Here is a 17,172-nt window from a genome sequence, read left to right on the forward strand (position 1 = left end):
GGAGGTCGAGGTAGTGCTGGCAACCCCGCGCACGCAGTCGCCGTAGCGCCTGCATTCGTCAATAGGTTCCGACCCGCACCCGCAGCACCACCGGTTCGGGACTGCCTGGACCTCCGTGGCCGAAGTTGAGCCCGTAGTCGGTCTGGTCGCCGTTGAGCTGTTTTTCCACCTGCCAGCGCCCGTCGACATACCGCCCCTGCTCCACCCGCAACAGTTGCCCATGACGGGTATCGGCCGCCTCGCGGAAAAATTCAATGCGCGCGGCCATGCCGGTGACCAGGAACTCCTCCGGCCCCAGCTGCGCGACCAACAGGCGCCCACCGTGGTCGTCGTTGCCCGGCAGGATCGCCGGCGCATCGCCCCACATCGGCGCACCGAACGACACCTTGGCCTGCCAATCGCCAAAGCGCAGGCTGCGCTGCGCCATGCCGGGCTGCTCGGCCACGCCTTGCAGGCGGCCATCGAACGCGGCCTGGGCCAGCACCCGTTGCAGCGGCGCCAGCAGCTGGAAATTGGCCGCATGCGCGGCAGTGGCGGCCCGATTCGCCTCGCTGTCCGGGTTGCCATCCATGCCGAAGATCGAGAAGCCCACCCCGCCCTGCCCCAGTACATGGAACAGATACGGCGCCGTGGCCGCTTCGAAGCCGGTCTCCGACACCCAGGCCGGGTTGTCCGGACGCGCGTACTGGCCGATGACCTTGGTGTATTCGTTGTAGTCGCTGGTGTAGATGTCGGTGCCGATGAAATCGATCGACGGCGTGGCCGCGCGCCACAGCGCGAACACATTCACCGTGGCGCCGCCGGACGGGTAATCCATGCCCGGATAGCGCTTGCCCTTGTAGCGCAGCCAGGTGTTGACGTAGAGCGGCAGCGGATACGCACGCTTGCCGGCGGCGGCCACCTGTTCGATATACGCGGCGGTCGCATGCGCATTGAAGGCTTCTGCCGCCTCGGCGCCGAACAGCTGCTGCCAGCTGCCCTGCGGCTTGCCCAGTTTTTGCGCGATCGCGGCAGGCACTGGTTGCGCAAACGCCGCCTCGCCGGCCGGGCCGTGGTCGCGTACGGTGCCGATGGCGCCAGGTTCGTTTTCCACCTGCACCAGGATCACCGTGTGGCGCTCGCCATCGACCTTGCGCAGGTGCTGCATCAATGCGGTGAACGCGCGCGCATCGGCCTGCACATTGGCGGCCACATGCGGCGACAACACATCCACCGGCGCGCCATTGGCATCGCGCATGCGCGGGTACGTGGCGTCGTCGCGCTTGATCCATTCCGGCACGTAATGCATCTGGCCGTTCTTCCAGCTGCCGAACCACAGCAAGGCCACGCGTAGCCCGCGCTTGCGTGCGCCGGCGATCAACGCATCCACGTTGGTGGTGTCGAAGCGGCCCTGCACCGGCTCGAATTGCTCCCAATACACCGGCGCTTCCACGGTATTGGCATGCAGCGCGACCACCTCGTCCAGCGCCTTGGGCAACACCGCCGGCCAGGCGCTGGAGTTGTGCAGCTGTGCGGCCAGGATGGTGTACGGCGCACCGTCGACGAAGACCGCATGACGGCCGTTCCGGCTGACCAAGCGCGGCATTTCTTCTGCGCACGCTGCTGGTGTCATCCCGATGGCCAACAGCGACAACACACACAAGCAGACAACCGCGCGGCCACGCTGGCGCAGGGCGGATAAACGGGCCAGCAGCATCAGCGAGCCTCCGGGGCGGATGAATTCCAGTGCGGCGTGGGCTGCCCGAGCAGGTGGCGCACGAAGAAGTCGTACTGGCGGCGTTGTACATAGTCGATCGGCCCGCTGGAGCGGCCCACCGAATGCTCGCCACCGGGGACGTTGAGCAGATCAAAGTCCTTGCCGGCCTTGACCAGGGCGTCCACCACCTGCGCGGTGGACGCCGGGTCCACATTGCTGTCCTGCTCGCCGACGATCAGCAGCAGGTCGCCCTGCAATTTGCCCCCATAGACCACACCCGAGGCAGCGGCATAGCTGGCATCCACCGGCCAGCCCATCCACTGCTCGTTCCAGCTGATCTTGTCCATGCGGTTGTCGTAGCAGCCGGCAAACGCCACGCCTACCTTGTAGAACGCCGGGTGACGTTCCAGCGCGCCCAGGGTGCTCTGCCCCCCCGCCGACGCGCCGTAGATACCGACGCGGCTGATGTCGTAGGACCGGTCCCTTGCAGCAAGGGCGCGATGCCAGGCAATACGATCGGGGAATCCGGAATCGCCCAGGTTCTTCCACGCCACGTCGTGAAAGGCCTTGGAACGGTTGGCGGTGCCCATGCCGTCGATCATCACCACGATGAAGCCCAGGTCCGCCTGCGCCTGCATGCCGATCTGCTTGTCGCCGCCGGAGTGGTAGCCGAACGGCCAGAACGTCTTGGGCACGAAGGAATCGTGCGGGCCGGCGTAGATGTTTTCGATCACCGGGTAGGTCTTGCGCGGGTCATAATTGCGCGGCCGCACTACCATGCCCCAGATGTCGGTGCGACCGTCGCGGCCCTTGGCGACGAAGGTTTCAGGCGCGCGCCAGCCTGCGGCCAGCAACCGGTCGATGTTGCCCTGCTCCACCTGCTGCAACAGCCGGCCATCGATGGCATGCAATTCCATCACCGGCGGAAGGTCCGGGCGCGAGTAGACGTCGACGTAATGCCGCCCATCGTCTGCAATGGCTACATCGTGATCGGCATCGGCGGTGGTCAGTCGGTGAAGGTTTCGCCCATCGAAATCCACGCTGTAGAGCTGCCGATAATACGGGTCCTTGCCGGCATCCATACCGCTGGCGGTGAACCAGATGCGGCGCTGTGCATCGTCGACCTTCACTACATCGCGCACCACCCATGGCCCGCGCGTGAGTTGGCGCGTGGGCTTGCCGCTGCGGCCATCGAACAGATACAGATGCCGCCAGCCGTCGCGCTCGGAGATCCACACAATCTCGTTGCCATGCGCGTCCACCTCATGACGAAAGCTGCGGTCGGCGTAGACGAAGGTGCGTGCGTCTTCGGCCACCGCCACATGCGCACGCCCATTGCTGGCATCCACCGCGATCACACGCATGTGCTGGAAGCCGCGTTGCACATACTCGAAGCTCACACTGCGCCCATCCGCCCGCCATTGCAGCGGCGACAAGGAATACGGCGTGGCAAACAGCGCGTTGTCCACCACGCGCCGTGTGCCATCCACCGCCAGCAGCACCGGCCGTTCCACATCCACCGCATCGCCCGGCTTGGGATACAGCTGGGTGTGCACCACTGGCTCAAGGCGCCCGGCCGGCGCGGCCTCCACACGGGTCACCCGGCGCGCAGTGCCCGGCCGCACCCGATACACCGCCAGCGCCTGCGAATCGGGCGACCAGGCAATGCTGTCCGGATCGAAGTAATCCTCGGCGCGGCCATCGTCGGTGCGCCGCACGAGTCGGCCATCGGCCACCCGGCGCACGATCAGGTTCCAGCCGTCGGCCAACGCTTCCCATTGCCCATCGGGGGAGCGGCGCGGGGCGGTGTCGGCCGCCACGTCCGGGTCGCGCACCACGCCAAAGCCGCGCGGTCGCTGTTGCCCCTGCGGCTGCCGGCCAGGATCGTCGGGCGCGCAGCGGTAGGTGGTCAACGTACAGCGCCATGCAGCGTCCTCGATGCCGAACACGATCGCGCCGTCTTCGCGTCCGCCCTCCTGCGAGTACGCAAACTGCTCGAACGGCAACGTCAATGCCGCATAGGCGGTTCCGGTGGCGGCCTGCAGCGCCTGCGCCACGCGCGCCTGGTCGAAGGCCGGTTGTTTGTGCAACGTGGCCACATCCACGCGCACGAAGGCGAAGCCGCCAGGCACGGTCTTGCGGTAATAGAACCTGCCGTCATCCTGCCATTGCGCGGGCCAGGCGACGTTCTCGGTCAGCGTGCTCCACTGCGCGCGCAGGCCGAGCGAGCGCTGGTAGTCGGCCACCGTCGGCGCCGCTTGCGCATTGGCCGTGAGCCACAGCAGGCATGCGGCCACGACGCGCGCCGCCTGCCTGACCCGTGCAGCACGCCGCGCTTCACTGCCCATCGTCTTCTTCCAATGCCAGTTCGTCGCTACGCAGTCCGCTGCGTGCGCCCCAGTGGTAGATGAAGAACGCAATCACCGCCACGCTCAGCGTATCGAACGGATGCGCGATCCAGCCGTGCCCGCCGAAAGTGCCGGCCCACGACACCGCCATCACCAGCACGAAGAACACGATCAACCACAGCGATGCGCGTACTTGCCGCAAAAGCCGCGCACGCCCGTCGCGTGAGGGCAGCCGATACAGCACGTACAGCACGAACGCGAGCACCTGCAACCCGAGCAACCACGACAGGGTCGGCCAGGTGGACCAGTACACGATCAACGCGGCCACCATGAACGACAGCGGCCCCAGCACGCTCAGCCCGCGCACGAAGAACGGCCGCGGCAGATCCGGCGCACTGCGACGCAGCGCAGCCACCGTCACCGGCGCCACCGCATAACTCAACACCAGGGCTGCCGACACCACGCCGATCAACGTCTCCCACGAGGGAAACGGCAGCGTCCAGAAGATCGACAGGCCCAGGCTCAGCCACAACGCCGGACGCGGAATCCCCGATGCCGGATCCACCCGCGTCAGCACCGGCAAAAATCCACCGCTACGCGCCCAGCCATACACCACGCGCGGGGTGGCATTCATGTAGATGTTGCCGGTGCCGCTGGGCGAGACCATCGCATCGCAGATCACCAACGCCGCCAGCCACGCCATGCCCAACGCCAGCGCGATGTCGTGATACGGCAACGAAAATGCCTTGTCGATGCCACTCCAGCCCTGCGCCAGTTGCGCGGCCGGAATGCTGCCCAGAAAGGCCAGCTGCAGCAGCACATAGATCACCGTGGACAGCGCCACCGACAGGATCAGCGCGATGGGGATATTGCGCTGCGGGTCGCGCACTTCGCTGGCTACCGACACGATCGGCGTCAGCCCCAGGTACGCAAAGATGATACCGCCGGCGGAGATGGCCGCTTCCACTCCGGCCATCCCCGACGGTGCGAACCCATGCACGCTCAGGTTGCCGGCGTTGAAGTGCTTCATCAGCAGCACGATCACCAGGATCGGTACCAGGAACTTGAAGATGCTGACGATGTTGTTGGCCAGCGCGAAGGTCTTGACGCTGAAGTAGTTGAGCAGGAAGAACAGCACCAGCAAGGCCAGCTGCACCAGCCAGCCCCAGATGCTGGGATGGGTGCTGCCCGGTTGGCTCAACCACGGAAACCATGCCGCCGCATATTGCCGCGCGGCTTCCACCTCGATCGCAATCAGGCTGGAAAACGCGATCAAGGTGATGAAGCCGGTCAACGCCCCCAGCAAGCTACCATGCGAATACTCCGGGTAGCGCACCACTCCGCCGGCACGTGGCAATGCCGCGCCGAGCTCGCAATACACCAGCCCCAGCAGCAACACCGCAATGCCGCCGAGGATCCACGACACGATGCCGGCCGGCCCGGCGATCGACGACACATGGCTTGCGGAAAACAACCACCCCGAGCCGAAGATGGAACCCAGGCCAATAAAGGTCAGGTCGGTCAGGCTCAGTCGCTTGTGGAACTTGCCTTGCGTGGTCGCACCGTGCGTGGTCATACGTCGCCCCGAAGAGTGGAAAGCGCGGTGACGGCGGCAACGCCGCACCCGTGGTGGTGGTGCATCAATCGTCGGCGGTGTCGTCCGGATACGGCGACACGCCACCATCGGCGATGAAGCGGTCGATGCGCGCTTCCAGCACCGGCAGCGGCACCGAACCGGTCTGCAGCACCGCATCGTGGAAATGGCGCAGATCGAATCTTTCGCCCAACGCCGCTTCGGCCTTGCGGCGCAGCTCCAGAATCTTCAACTCGCCCAGGTAATACGACAGCGCCTGCCCAGGCCAGGCGATATAGCGATCCACCTCGGTGGTGACTTCGTGCTCGCTCAGCGCGGTGTTGTCGCGCAGGTAGGCTTGCGCCTGTTCGCGCGTCCAGCCCTCGTGGTGAATGCCGGTGTCGATCACCAGCCGGCAGGCGCGCCACATCTGGTAGGTGAGATAGCCGAAGCGATCATAGGGCGTGTCGTACATGCCCATTTCCTGGCCCAGGTACTCCGAATACAGCGCCCAGCCTTCGCCATAGGCCGAGAGATAGCCATAGCGGCGAAACGCCGGCAGACCCTGCGCTTCTGCCGCCAGTGGCATCTGCAGCGCGTGGCCGGGCGAGGATTCGTGCAGGGTCAGTGCGGTCAGGTTGTACAGCGGCCGCGATGGCAGGTTGTAGGTGTTGACCAGATAGATGCCCGGACCGCCGCGACCGCCGGTGTAGAACGGCGCCAGCTCCGGCGGCACCGGCTCGATGGCGAAGCGTCGGCGCGGCAGGCGGCCGATGTAATCGCCCACCTTGGCATCCACGCGCTTGGCAATCCACGCCGCCTGCTTGAGCAATTCTTCCGGCGTCTTGGCGTAGAACTGCGGGTCGGTGCGAAGAAAGTGCAGAAACGCCGGGAACACCGCCTGCCCGGCCGGCGGCTTGAAGCCGCTCTCGGCGATGGTGGCATCCATCTGCTTGCGCAGCTTGGCGACCTCCTGCAGGCCGATCCGATGGATCTGGTCCGGGCTCAGCTCCAGCGTGGTGAACTCGCGGATCTGCGCGCGGTAGTAGGCCGGACCATCGGGCAAGGCTTCACCGGCAAGCGTGGACCGTGCACGCGGCTGGTACTCGTTGCGGATGAAGTCCAGCAGCTTGGAGTACGCCGGCAGCACCTGGGTGTCGATGGTGTCGACCGCTTGCCGGCGCAGCTGCGCCTGCACTTGCGCCGTCAGCGTGGCGGGCATCTGCTTGAACGGTGCGTAGAACGGGTTGGCTTCGCCCCTGGCCTGCGCCACATCGGCGATGGATTGATCGCGCCCGGTCAGCGTGACCCTGGGCTGGCTGAAGCCCCGCGCCAGACCGGCACGCATGTTGTCGGTGTGCTCGGCGAAATAGCGCGGGATATCGGCCAGCATTTTCAGATAGCGCTGGTAGTCCTCGCGCGTGCGCAACTTGGCCTCGGCACTGAAGCCAAGATCGCTCCAGAACGCCGAATCGCTATTGAACGGCATTTCCCAGGCACGGAAGTGCTGCTGGTCCAGCAGCACCTGCAGCTGCTGGCGGTAGACCTGGTAGCTGACCTGGTCCTCGGCCGACAGCTGCGCCTGGGGAATCGCATCCAGTTCGGCCAGCACCTGCTGCCAGTACGCGGTGCGCTGGGTCTGGGTGGCGACATCGACCTTGGGCAGATGGTCGGACTGCGTGTCTTGCGTGGCCTGATTGTCTTCATCCACCGCGCCGGACAACTGTGCCTGCCGCCAACGCCATTCCCGCGTGTACAAGGCCTTGAAGCGGGCCGCGGCCGTGTCCTGGCTACCCTGCGCGGTCGGCGCAGGCTCGGCTGCGTGCACCCGTAGCGGTGTACCCACCACGCTGGCGGCGATCAGCAGGCTCAGCGCGCTGAGCCGCGCCATGCTGCTGGTCGGCACCGCGCTCACTTGGCCACTCCCGGTGCGGACTTGGCCTGGGCAATCCACTGCCGCACGCGCTGCTGCAGCATCGCCAACGGCATTGCGCCGCCGCCCAGCACCGCGTCGTGGAAGGCGCGCACATCGAAGCGATCGCCCAGCTCTTTTTCTGCTTCCGCGCGCAACGCCAGGATCTGCAGCTGGCCGAGCTTGTAGCCCAGTGCCTGGCCCGGCCAGACGATGTAGCGATCGGTTTCCGATTGAATGCTGGGTTCGTCGTCGGACGGATGGGCGTGGAAAAAATCCACCATCTGCTGCCGGTTCCAGCGCTTGTAGTGCACGCCGGTATCCAGCACCAGGCGGTTGGCACGCAGCAGCTCGCCGGACAGCCGGCCGTAGTCGTTGTACGGGTCCTTGAAGAAACCGATCTCCTTGCCCAGGCGCTCGGCATACAACGCCCAGCCTTCGATGTAGGCGTTGTAGCCGGCCTGCTGGCGGAACGGCGGTAATGGCAGCGTCTGGGCAAGCGAGATCTGCAGGTGATGGCCGGGCACGCCCTCGTGATAGGCAGTGGTTTCGATGTTGACCAGCGTGCGGCTGGCGAAGTCGCTGGTGTTGACCTTCACGATGGCCGGCTTGGTGCCTTCCGGATTGCTTTGCCAGTATTCGGCGCCGGGCGCAGCCCGCCGGAACGCCGGCATCGCCTGCACTTCCAGCGGCGTCTTCGGCAAATGACCGAACAGCTTGGGTAACTCCGGCTCCATCGCGGCGATGTACTGGCGGTACTGCTGCAGGATCTGCTCGCCGGAGCTGGCGAAGTGGCGCTTGTCGGTGTCCACCGCCTTGCGGAAGCTGGCCAGGTCTGCAAAGCCCTGCGCCTTGGCGATCACCGCCATCTCGCCTTCGATACGTGCCACTTCCTGCAGGCCGATCTGATGGATCTGCTCCGGCGCCATGTCGGTGGTGGTCTGGGTATGGATGGCGTAGCGATAGCGGCGCTCGCCATCGGGCAGCGACCAGATGCCTTCGGAACTGCGGCCTTGGTCGGCGTATTCGTCGCGCACGAAGGCGGACAGCTTGCCGTAGGCCGGGCGGACCTGCTGGTCGATCGCGGCCAGCATCTGCTTGCGTATTGCGGCGCGCTGATCGGCCGGCACCGCCGCATCGAGTTTTTTCAACGGCGACGCGAACGGGCTCTGCTCGCCGGTCAGCGCCGCGATCTTGTCGATCTGCTCGGGCAGGCGCTCCAGCAGGTAACGTGGCTGCACCAACCCGTCCTTGGCCCCCTGGCGCGACACCGCGATGACCTGCTCGATCACGCTCGGAATGGCCTGCAGCCGCGCGATGTAGTCCTGGTAATCCTTGGCGTTTTCGAACGGAAACGCATCGCCATACCCGGCCAACGCCAGCTGGATGCCACCGATCGGCTCCAGCGGCATCGCATAGGTCTTCAGGTCGATGCCCTCCAGCTTGTCGCGCAACTGGCCGAGCATCATCTGCAGGCTGAGCTGGCGTTGTTCGTCCAGTGACGTTGCGTCCACTGCTTCGAACTGCTCAAGCAGGTCGACGGTCGCGGCGCGCTCTGCGTGCACGGCCGCAAGCGAATAATCGCTCCAGCGATCGTTGTACCGCTTGTCGCCGATGATGCTGGCGAACTCCGGGTTGTGCTGCAGCTGGTATTGCCACTGCTTGTCCAGCAGCGCATCGAACGCCTGGGCGGCCAGTTCGCCGGTCGGTGCGGCAGTGGCCGCAGCTGCCGTGTCCGGTGCGGGTGGCGCCGGCTTGCAGGCAGTGAACAAGGCGGCGGCCAGCAGGCCGATGGCGACAGGACGCAGGTGCTTCATGCAGTGACTCCAGGATGCGAGGACGGCGGAATGGCTTGATCGGAAACGCCCGCCGCGCCCGGGTGCGTTCCGACACGTGTGTAAGCCCGTACAGGCTTACGCAAACGGTTGATCGATCGCTGGCGACGGTAGCGTGAACCACTGCGCGCCGGCGTCGGTGACATGGAAGTGGTCTTCCAGGCGCACGCCGAACTGCCCGGGCACCACGATCATCGGTTCGTTGCTGGCGCACATGCCTGGCCGCAGCGGCAGCGCGTTGCCGCGCACCAGATATGGCGCCTCATGAATCGCCAGCCCGCAGCCATGGCCGGTGCGATGCGGCAAGCCGGGCAGACGGTAATCAGGGCCCAGCCCTGCCGCTTCCAGCACCGTGCGCGCGGCCTGGTCCACCGCCTCGCAGGCAACGCCCGGGCGGATTGCCGCAAACGCCGCGGCCTGCGCGGCCTGCTCCAGGTCCCAGATGCGCCGTTGCGCATCGCTGGGCGCGCCATAACTCCAGGTGCGGGTGATATCGGAGTGATAGCCCTGCACGGTGCAGCCAGTGTCGATCAGCACCAGCTCGCCTTCGCGCAGCTGCTGCACGCCGGGAATGCCGTGCGGAAACGCAGTGGCATGACCGAACTGCACGATGCAGAAGGTCGAGCCGTTGTCTGCGCCCAGCGCGCGATGCGCCTGGTCGATGAAGCGCACCAGCTGGTCGGTGCCGATGCCTTCGTGCGCAATGCCGGCGGCCAGGCGCTGCACCAGCAAGGTCATGTCGCAGGCCTGCTGCATCAGTGCCAGCTCGGCGGCCGACTTGCACATGCGACAGCCATCGATAATGCCGCCGGCGTCGCGGATGGCGGTGCCCAGGTGCGCGCGCAGGCCGGTGTGCACGGCAAACGCGATCCCCGGATCCAGCGCCAGCGCGTGTGCATGGCGATCGTCCATGACCTGCACGACCAGTGCATACGGATCCTCGTGTTCTTCCCACAGGAATTTGGCCACCGGAATCTGCAGCACCGCGTCCAGCGAGCCTTCCTCGAAGGCCGGGCAGATCAGCGCCGGGTCGCCATCGATGGTGAGCAGCATCGCCACCAGCCGTTCGCTTGCCCCCCAGGCCACCCCGGTGAAGTAACGCAGCGAGGTGCCGGCGCCGATCAACAACGCATCCACGCCGTGCGCACGCATCAGCCCGCGCGCGCGCTCGATGCGCTGCGCATACTCATCGGCCGCGATCGGCGCGGCGCGCTGCGTCCAGGGCGCCAGTTGCGCCTGCGCCTGCTCAAGCGACAGACCGCCAATCTGCGTGCTCATGCGCCCGCTCCCACGTCGGCGCTGCTCCACTGCCCGTCCACCAGGCGCGCCACGCCGCCGGGATTGCGCTGGCGCAGTTCCACCGGCAGTAGCGCATCCGGTACCGCATCAAAGCTGTGCAACGCCGCAAAGCGACGGATCGCACCGGGCATGCCGACCGCGGTGAAGCCCGGATGCCCGGTGCTCGGGAATGGGCCGCCATGATTCTGCGCCGCGCTCACTGCCACGCCGGTCGGCATCTTGCTGTTGATCAGGCGTCCCACCCGTGCGCGCAGCACCGGCGCGATCGCCTGCCAGGCGGCATCGTCACTGCCATCGCCTGCGCGGTACAGCGTGCCGGTCAGGTTGCCTTCGAACGCGGCCGCCAGCTGCGCCATCTGCGCGGTATCGCGTGCGCGCACCAACAGGCTCACCGGCCCGAAGGCCTCGGTCTGCAGCGCCTGCGGGTTGGCCAGGAACGCCTGCGCATCAACGCTCAGCAAGGTAGGCGCATAGCGGAAACCGTCTTCGCCACGCTGCCCGCCGGCCAGCAGCGCCGCGCCAGCCTCACGCAGTGTGGCCACGCCGCGTTGCACGCCGTCCACCCCGGAGGCCGAGAACAGCACCATCGGCAACGCGGCATCGAAATGCGCCTTGGTGGCGGCGACGAAGGCATCGCCTGCCGCGCCGTGCGGCACCACCACCACGCCGGGATTGGTGCAGAACTGGCCGCTACCCAGGGTGCACGAGGCAAAGAATTCCTGCGCCAGCGCATCGCCGCGCTCGGCCAGCGCGCCGGGCAACAGGAACACCGGGTTGACACTCGAAAGCTCGGCATAGAACGGTACGCCGGCCGCATCGGCAGCGGCCTTCAACGCCAGCCCGCCCGCGCGGCTACCGGTAAACCCGATCGCGCCCAGGCGCGCATCGCCGGCCAGCCGCACGCCGAGTGCGTTATCGAAGTGATACAGCAACTGCACCGCCGCTGCCGGCAGGCCCGCCGCAAGCAAGGCTGTATGCGCCAGTTGCGCCATGCGCTGGCTGGTGGCCGGATGCAACGGATGCGCCTTGGCGATCACCGGATTGCGCGCGGCAATGGCCGAGGCGAAATCGCTGCCGGCAATGGCGTTGAACGCGAACGGGAAATTGTTGGGGCCGAACACCAATACCGGCTTGCCCAGCGGCGCCAGATGCGCGCGCAGATCGGCGGCGGTGTCGATGATGGGGTTGGTCCAGCTGTAGCTGCGCACCGCCTGGGCCGCCTGGCGCAGCTGGCCGCTGGTGCGCGGCAGCTCGTTGCCACGTAGGCGGGTGGGCGCCGGCAATGCGGTTTCTGCGCGCGCGAGCGCCACCAGGGTGTCGGCGTCGGCATCCAGTGCGTCGGCGTAGCCCTCCAGAAAGGCGGCGATGCGCTCGGCCGGTGCGGCAGCCAGTGCGGCGGCCGCCGCCTGCGCGGCGCGCAGCGCGGTCTCGATGTCCTGGGCATCGCTGACCGGAAACAGCGGGCCGATCGGCTCGCCGGTGCTGGGATCGGCAGCGCGGAAGCTGCCGCTCGCCGCATGGCTGGGCCGCCATTGGCCGGCAAGCAGGACGGGTTGGAGCGTGTCGTTCATTGCGGCACCTTCGATTGCGTGGAATGGGCCACTGCGCGATGTGCCGCAGCGGCTACCCAGGGAGGCGATGCGCAGGTCGCACTGCGCGCGGCCCGCACATCGATCGACACACGCCCGCCATCGCGGCGGTGGCGTGCCGACGCGACACGCTGACAGAGTGTCGTGACGCGCAGCGTCATGGCGCCTGCGCAATCACGACAACTTGGGCGCGTGTGCGATGGCGTGGTCGATCACCTTCAGCGCCGCCTCGCGCTCGGCACCGGCCACCACCAGCCGCGGCGCACGCACCTGCTCGCTGCCCATGCCCACCTTTGCCTGCACCAGTTTGATCAGCTGCACGAAGGTGGGCACGGTATCCAGGCGCAGCAGCGGCAGGAACCAGTTGTACAACGCCTTGGCGGCCGGGTAGCCGCCGTCGCGTGCCAGCTCGAACAGGCGTACCGATTCTTTTGGATACGCATTCACCAGGCCGGCAATCCAGCCCTTGGCCCCCATGCTCAGGCCTTCAACGATGGCATCGTCCATGCCGACCAGCAGTGCCAGCCGATCGCCCAGCAATTCCTGCAACGCCGCGAAACGGCGCACGTCGCCGGAGGATTCCTTCACTGCCTGCAGGTTCGGGAATTCGGCGGCCAGCTCGGCGATCTGGGCCGGGCCGAAATCGGTCTTGTAGGCGACCGGGTTGTTGTACAGGATCACCGGCAGATCGGTCGCGCCGATCACCGCGCGCACATGCGCGCCCATTTCGCGCCAATCGGTGGAGTACACATACGGCGGCAACACCATCAATCCGCCGCAGCCGATCTCCTTGGCGGCCTTGGCCAGCGCCACCGCTTCGCCGGTGGCCAGGCTGGCGATGCCCGGCACCACCGGCACGCGGCCGTTCAAGGCTGTGACCAGGGTGCGCAGGATCGCGAGTTTGTCGTCCACGCTCAGGGTGGCCGCTTCGCCCAACGAGCCCAGCGGCACGATCGCGGTGCAGCCGGCATCCACCAGCTGGTTGGCGTGCTTGCCGAGGAAGTCGTGGTCGATCTCACCGGAGGCGGTGAATGGGGTGGTGATGGCCGGCAACACGCCGTGCCAGAACGTAGCGATGCTCATGGATGATTCCCTTGCGAGTCGGAAGTGAACGAGTCGGCCAGCGCCGCGAGGCGGACCGGGAACAACGGCGGCCGGCGGCCGGCGTCGGTGGAAAGATCGGGCGGGCAACGGCCCAGTTCGGCCAGTGCGCTGCCGCAGATGCGGCCCTGGCAGGCGCCCATGCCGCAGCGCGAGGCCAGCTTGGCGTCGCGTGCATCGTTGAAGCTGTCCAGCGCGCCCAGCGGCACGTCTTCGCAGCGGCAAACCAGGGTGTCCGGCCGCGCCAGCGCGTGGATGCGCCGGTCCAGCGCGAACTGCTGCTGCAACAGCGTGGCGAAGGCGCGCGCCGTACGCCGGCGCGGCTGTAGCCGCAGTGCATCGTCCGGCGCGCCGGCCGCCATATGTCCGGCCATCGCGCCTTCGACCAGCGCGCAATCGCGTCCGCCGATGCCGCAGGCTTCGCCGGCCGCGAACACCTGGGTGACGCTGGTGCGCAGCAAGGCATCCACCTGCACCTGCCGATGCGCGCCGCAGGGTTCCAGCTGGCAGCCCAGCAACTGCGCCAGCTCGGTGTTGGGCACCAGGCCGTAGCCCACCGCAAGCTGATCGCAGGCAATACGGGTGCGCCCGGCCGGCCCCTCCAGCTCCACTTCGCGCAGCTGCGTATCGCCGTGCGCGGCCACCACCACGCTGCCGGTGCGATACCCGACCCGGTGCAGTTGCAGCCGCAGCGCCACTGCCTGCGCGGCTTTGCCCGGCCAGCGCCACAGCTGCGCGGCAAACGTGCGCAGTGCCGCCGCCGACGCCTGTTCGTGAATGCCCAGCACCGTGGCGCCATGCCGCTGCAAGGTCGCAGCGCTGGCCAACAGCAACGGCCCGCTACCGGCCACCAGCACGCGCTTGCCGGCCAGCGGCCAACCCTGCTTGGCCAGCGCCTGCGCGGCGCCGGCGCCGGTGACGCCGGGCAGCGTCCAGCCCGGGAACGGCAGCAATAGCTCGCGCGCGCCGGTGGCCAGCACCAGGGCGGCGTAATGCAGCTGCAGCGTGCCGTCGGGGCCATCGGCCAGCAGCCATCCCGGTTGCGCCAGCACGATCTGCGTGCGCGTCAGCAACGTGATCGCGGCGGTATCGCCCACCTGCTGCAGCAACGCACGTGCATCCTGCGGTGCACCGTGCCGTACATCGCTGCGCCACACCTGCCCACCCGCGTGCGGCTGCATGTCCACCATGCCTACGCGCACACCATGGCCGGCAGCCGCCTGCGCGGCGGCCAGCCCGGCCGGGCCGGCACCGATCACCAGCACATCGAAATGCAGGATGCGCTCAGCCATCGGTGCGTACCTGCATGCCGTCGCGTGCCTCCACCAGACAAGCGCGTTGCTGGCCGATCCCGTCGATGCGCACCCGGCATTCAAAACACACGCCCATGCCGCACAGCGGCGCACGCGGCTGCCCGCTGCTCGATTGCCGGAACTGCAGCGTGGCCTGCGCCACCGCGGCCGCCACGCTGGCACCGGCAGGCACCTCTACCGGCTGCGCATCCACCTGCAGGCGCACCGTCGCGCTCATGCGGCATGCCCCTGCACGGCGCGCGCCGGTGCATACGGCGCCGGGTCGATGGCAGGCGTGCGCCCAAGCAGGCTGTCCACGATCACCCGTGCGCTCCCCAGCGCCGTGGTGACACCCAGCCCCTCATGCCCTGCCGCCACCCAGACATCGCGCCGGCCGGGCACCGCCCCAAGATACGGCCGCCCGTCCGGCGTGGTTGGACGCAGGCCTGTCCATACACGGATCGCCTGCAGCTCACGCAGCACCGGCAAATACGCGAATGCACGCTGCAGCATGCGCTGGAGCACCGGCATCGACAGCGCGCGATCGTGCTCGCCGAACTGCCGCGACGAACCGATGAGCAATTGCCCGGTGGGCCGCGGCTGCACATTGAAGGCCACGCTGGTGTCGTCGGCGCCATGCGCAGAATCGGCATAGCCCAGCTCCAGCAACTGATGCCGGATCAGCCCGGGGTGGCGGTCGGTGATGACCAGGTGGCCCTTGCGTGGGCGCAGGGCCAACTCCGGCAGCAGCTGCGGCAGCGCCACGCCGCTGGCCACCAGCACCGGTCCGGACAGCTGCAGCCCATCGTCCAGGCGCACCCCCTGCTCCAGCAACTGCGCCACCCGGCGGCCAGCAAACACCTGCGCCCCCGCCGTGCAGGCCAGCCCCACCAGATGCCGGGCCACGCGCGGCGGGTACACCACCGCCTCGTCGGGCACCCGCATGCCGCCGGCCAGGCCGGGCACCAGCTGCGGCTCCAGGGCATACAGCTGCTGCGCATCGATGGCGTCAGCGTGCAGTCCGGCCGCTGCCAGCCGCGCGATCTTGGCCGGTACTGCCGCCAGTTCGCGTGCATCGCGGGCCACCCACAAGGTGCCGCAACGGCTGAATTCGGCCTCGCTCAGCGTGGCGAAACGCTCCCACAGGCGCAGCGAATAGGCCGACAACGCCAGCTCGGCCGGGTCGTCGTCCATCGCCACCAGATGGCCCATTGCCGCTGCCGTGGAGCCGCCACCGATCGGCCCCGGCTCCACGATCGCCACCCGCAGGCCCTCGCCCGCCGCGGCCTCGGCGCAGGCGGCTCCCACGATGCCGGCGCCGATCACGATCAGGTCGTAACTGCGCCGGGTGGAGGCGGCAGAGCTGCCGGACCCGGCGCGGGCTGCGTCCACCGCAGGCGTGCTCGCCGCCGCTGCAGGACCACGCGACGACGCGGCCACTGCAGGCGCAGGCGCGGGCCGTGAGGCGTGCATCAGGCCACGATGCCCCAGGCGAACGGATCGGCCGGGTCGATGACCAGCTGCGAGCGCGCAGTGATATGCGCCTGCCCGCTGATGCGCGGCGCAATGCCGCGCCCGCTCAGTCGATAACTGCCCTCGAACGCGCTGCCCAGGATGCCTTGCTGCACCCAGCGCTCGCCCTCGCCCAGCTTGCCGTCTGCGGCCAGGCAGGCCAGCTTTGCGCTGGTGCCGGTGCCGCAGGGCGAGCGGTCGTAGGCCAGCCCCGGGCACAGCACGAAATTGCGCGCCACGCCGCTGCCGTCGGGCGCGGCGCCGTTGACTTCGATGTGATCGATTTCGCCACCCGCCTCCCCCGTGATCCCGGCCGCTTCCAGCGCCAGCCGGATTGCCTCGGTGTACGCGGTGAGCGCGCGCTGATGCGCCAGGTCCAGCACGCACGGCGCCTGTTCGGTGATGAAGAACCAGTTACCGCCCCAGGCCACATCGCCGCGCACACGCCCGTAGCCCGGCACGTCCACCTCCACTCCGGCGGCGGCGCGATAACTCTCGACGTTGTCTACCCACACCGTGCCGTCTGCGGCCAGCTCCACCCCCACGGTGCCAACCGGGGTTTCGATGCGGTGCTGCCCTGGCCCGATCCGCCCCAGTTCCGCCAGCGTGCGCACCACCCCGATGGTGCCGTGGCCGCACATCCCCAGATAGCCCACGTTGTTGAAGAAGATCACCCCGGTGCACGCGCTCGGGTCCCGCGGCGGCAGCAACAGCGCGCCCACCATGGTGTCCGAGCCGCGCGGTTCGCAGGCGATGGCGCTGCGCCAGCGGTCAAAGTCGCGGCCAAAGCGCTCGCGACACTGCGCCAGGTCGCCCTCGCCCAGATCGGGGAAGCCGGAGAGCACCACCCGGGTAGGTTCGCCGGCGGTGTGGGAGTCGATGACGTCGATGGTGTGCATGGCCCATGCTCCCACCGCCGGCCCGCGAACGACTAGCGTGCAATGCGAAGTGAAAATGCGGAAATCCGCACAATCGCCAAGCTGCTTCAGGGCCGCGCGTTTGCGCTAGGATCAGT

General features: G+C 67.8%; 12 protein-coding genes. All 12 read right to left on the bottom strand.

The features are described 5' to 3' along the window. Positions 1-58: 58 nt before the first annotated feature. The 12 genes from A7D17_RS10025 to A7D17_RS10080 all read right to left on the bottom strand — a co-directional run bounded on the left by A7D17_RS10025 (position 59) and on the right by A7D17_RS10080 (position 17,056). Positions 59-1,696 carry a DUF5597 domain-containing protein gene (locus A7D17_RS10025; protein ID WP_082861862.1) on the bottom strand — a complete coding sequence of 546 codons (1,638 nt, stop codon included), beginning with the start codon at positions 1,694-1,696 and terminating at the stop codon, positions 59-61. Further along, on the bottom strand, positions 1,696-4,044 hold the full coding sequence (locus tag A7D17_RS10030; protein WP_064508945.1) for a S9 family peptidase: 2,349 nt from the start codon (positions 4,042-4,044) through the stop codon (positions 1,696-1,698). Before A7D17_RS10030 ends, A7D17_RS10025 begins: the two co-directional genes overlap by 1 nt. After that, positions 4,034-5,620 carry an APC family permease gene (locus tag A7D17_RS10035; protein WP_064508946.1) on the bottom strand — a complete coding sequence of 529 codons (1,587 nt, stop codon included), beginning with the start codon at positions 5,618-5,620 and terminating at the stop codon, positions 4,034-4,036. Before A7D17_RS10035 ends, A7D17_RS10030 begins: the two co-directional genes overlap by 11 nt. 64 nt (positions 5,621-5,684) lie before the next feature. Further along, complete coding sequence (locus tag A7D17_RS10040) at positions 5,685-7,508, bottom strand: DUF885 domain-containing protein (RefSeq protein ID WP_064509000.1); 1,824 nt, start codon at positions 7,506-7,508, stop codon at positions 5,685-5,687. Positions 7,509-7,528: 20 nt separating this feature from the next. After that, positions 7,529-9,346 (bottom strand): DUF885 domain-containing protein, encoded by a 1,818-nt coding sequence (locus A7D17_RS10045; RefSeq protein ID WP_064508947.1) that lies wholly within the window; start codon positions 9,344-9,346, stop codon positions 7,529-7,531. A gap of 96 nt (positions 9,347-9,442) precedes the next feature. Then, positions 9,443-10,642, bottom strand: coding sequence for a M24 family metallopeptidase (locus A7D17_RS10050; protein WP_064508948.1), 1,200 nt, complete (start codon positions 10,640-10,642; stop codon positions 9,443-9,445). Continuing rightward, positions 10,639-12,234: an aldehyde dehydrogenase family protein gene (locus A7D17_RS10055; RefSeq protein WP_064508949.1), complete on the bottom strand. Its 1,596-nt coding sequence runs from the start codon at positions 12,232-12,234 to the stop codon at positions 10,639-10,641. Before A7D17_RS10055 ends, A7D17_RS10050 begins: the two co-directional genes overlap by 4 nt. Positions 12,235-12,426: 192 nt before the next feature. Continuing rightward, positions 12,427-13,335: a dihydrodipicolinate synthase family protein gene (locus tag A7D17_RS10060; protein ID WP_064508950.1), complete on the bottom strand. Its 909-nt coding sequence runs from the start codon at positions 13,333-13,335 to the stop codon at positions 12,427-12,429. Then, positions 13,332-14,645, bottom strand: coding sequence for an NAD(P)/FAD-dependent oxidoreductase (locus tag A7D17_RS10065; RefSeq protein WP_064508951.1), 1,314 nt, complete (start codon positions 14,643-14,645; stop codon positions 13,332-13,334). Before A7D17_RS10065 ends, A7D17_RS10060 begins: the two co-directional genes overlap by 4 nt. Beyond that, positions 14,638-14,883, bottom strand: a complete 246-nt coding sequence (locus tag A7D17_RS10070) for a 2Fe-2S iron-sulfur cluster-binding protein (protein WP_064508952.1) — start codon at positions 14,881-14,883, stop codon at positions 14,638-14,640. The genes A7D17_RS10065 and A7D17_RS10070 overlap by 8 nt, the downstream gene beginning before the upstream one ends. Beyond that, entirely contained in the window at positions 14,880-16,118 is a 1,239-nt protein-coding gene (locus tag A7D17_RS10075; protein ID WP_064508953.1) for an NAD(P)/FAD-dependent oxidoreductase, read from the bottom strand. Before A7D17_RS10075 ends, A7D17_RS10070 begins: the two co-directional genes overlap by 4 nt. Beyond that, complete coding sequence (locus tag A7D17_RS10080) at positions 16,118-17,056, bottom strand: proline racemase family protein (RefSeq protein WP_064508954.1); 939 nt, start codon at positions 17,054-17,056, stop codon at positions 16,118-16,120. The genes A7D17_RS10075 and A7D17_RS10080 overlap by 1 nt, the downstream gene beginning before the upstream one ends. Positions 17,057-17,172 lie beyond the last annotated feature (116 nt).

Source organism: Xanthomonas floridensis, from assembly GCF_001642575.1.
GTDB classification, from domain to species: Bacteria; Pseudomonadota; Gammaproteobacteria; order Xanthomonadales; family Xanthomonadaceae; genus Xanthomonas; species Xanthomonas floridensis.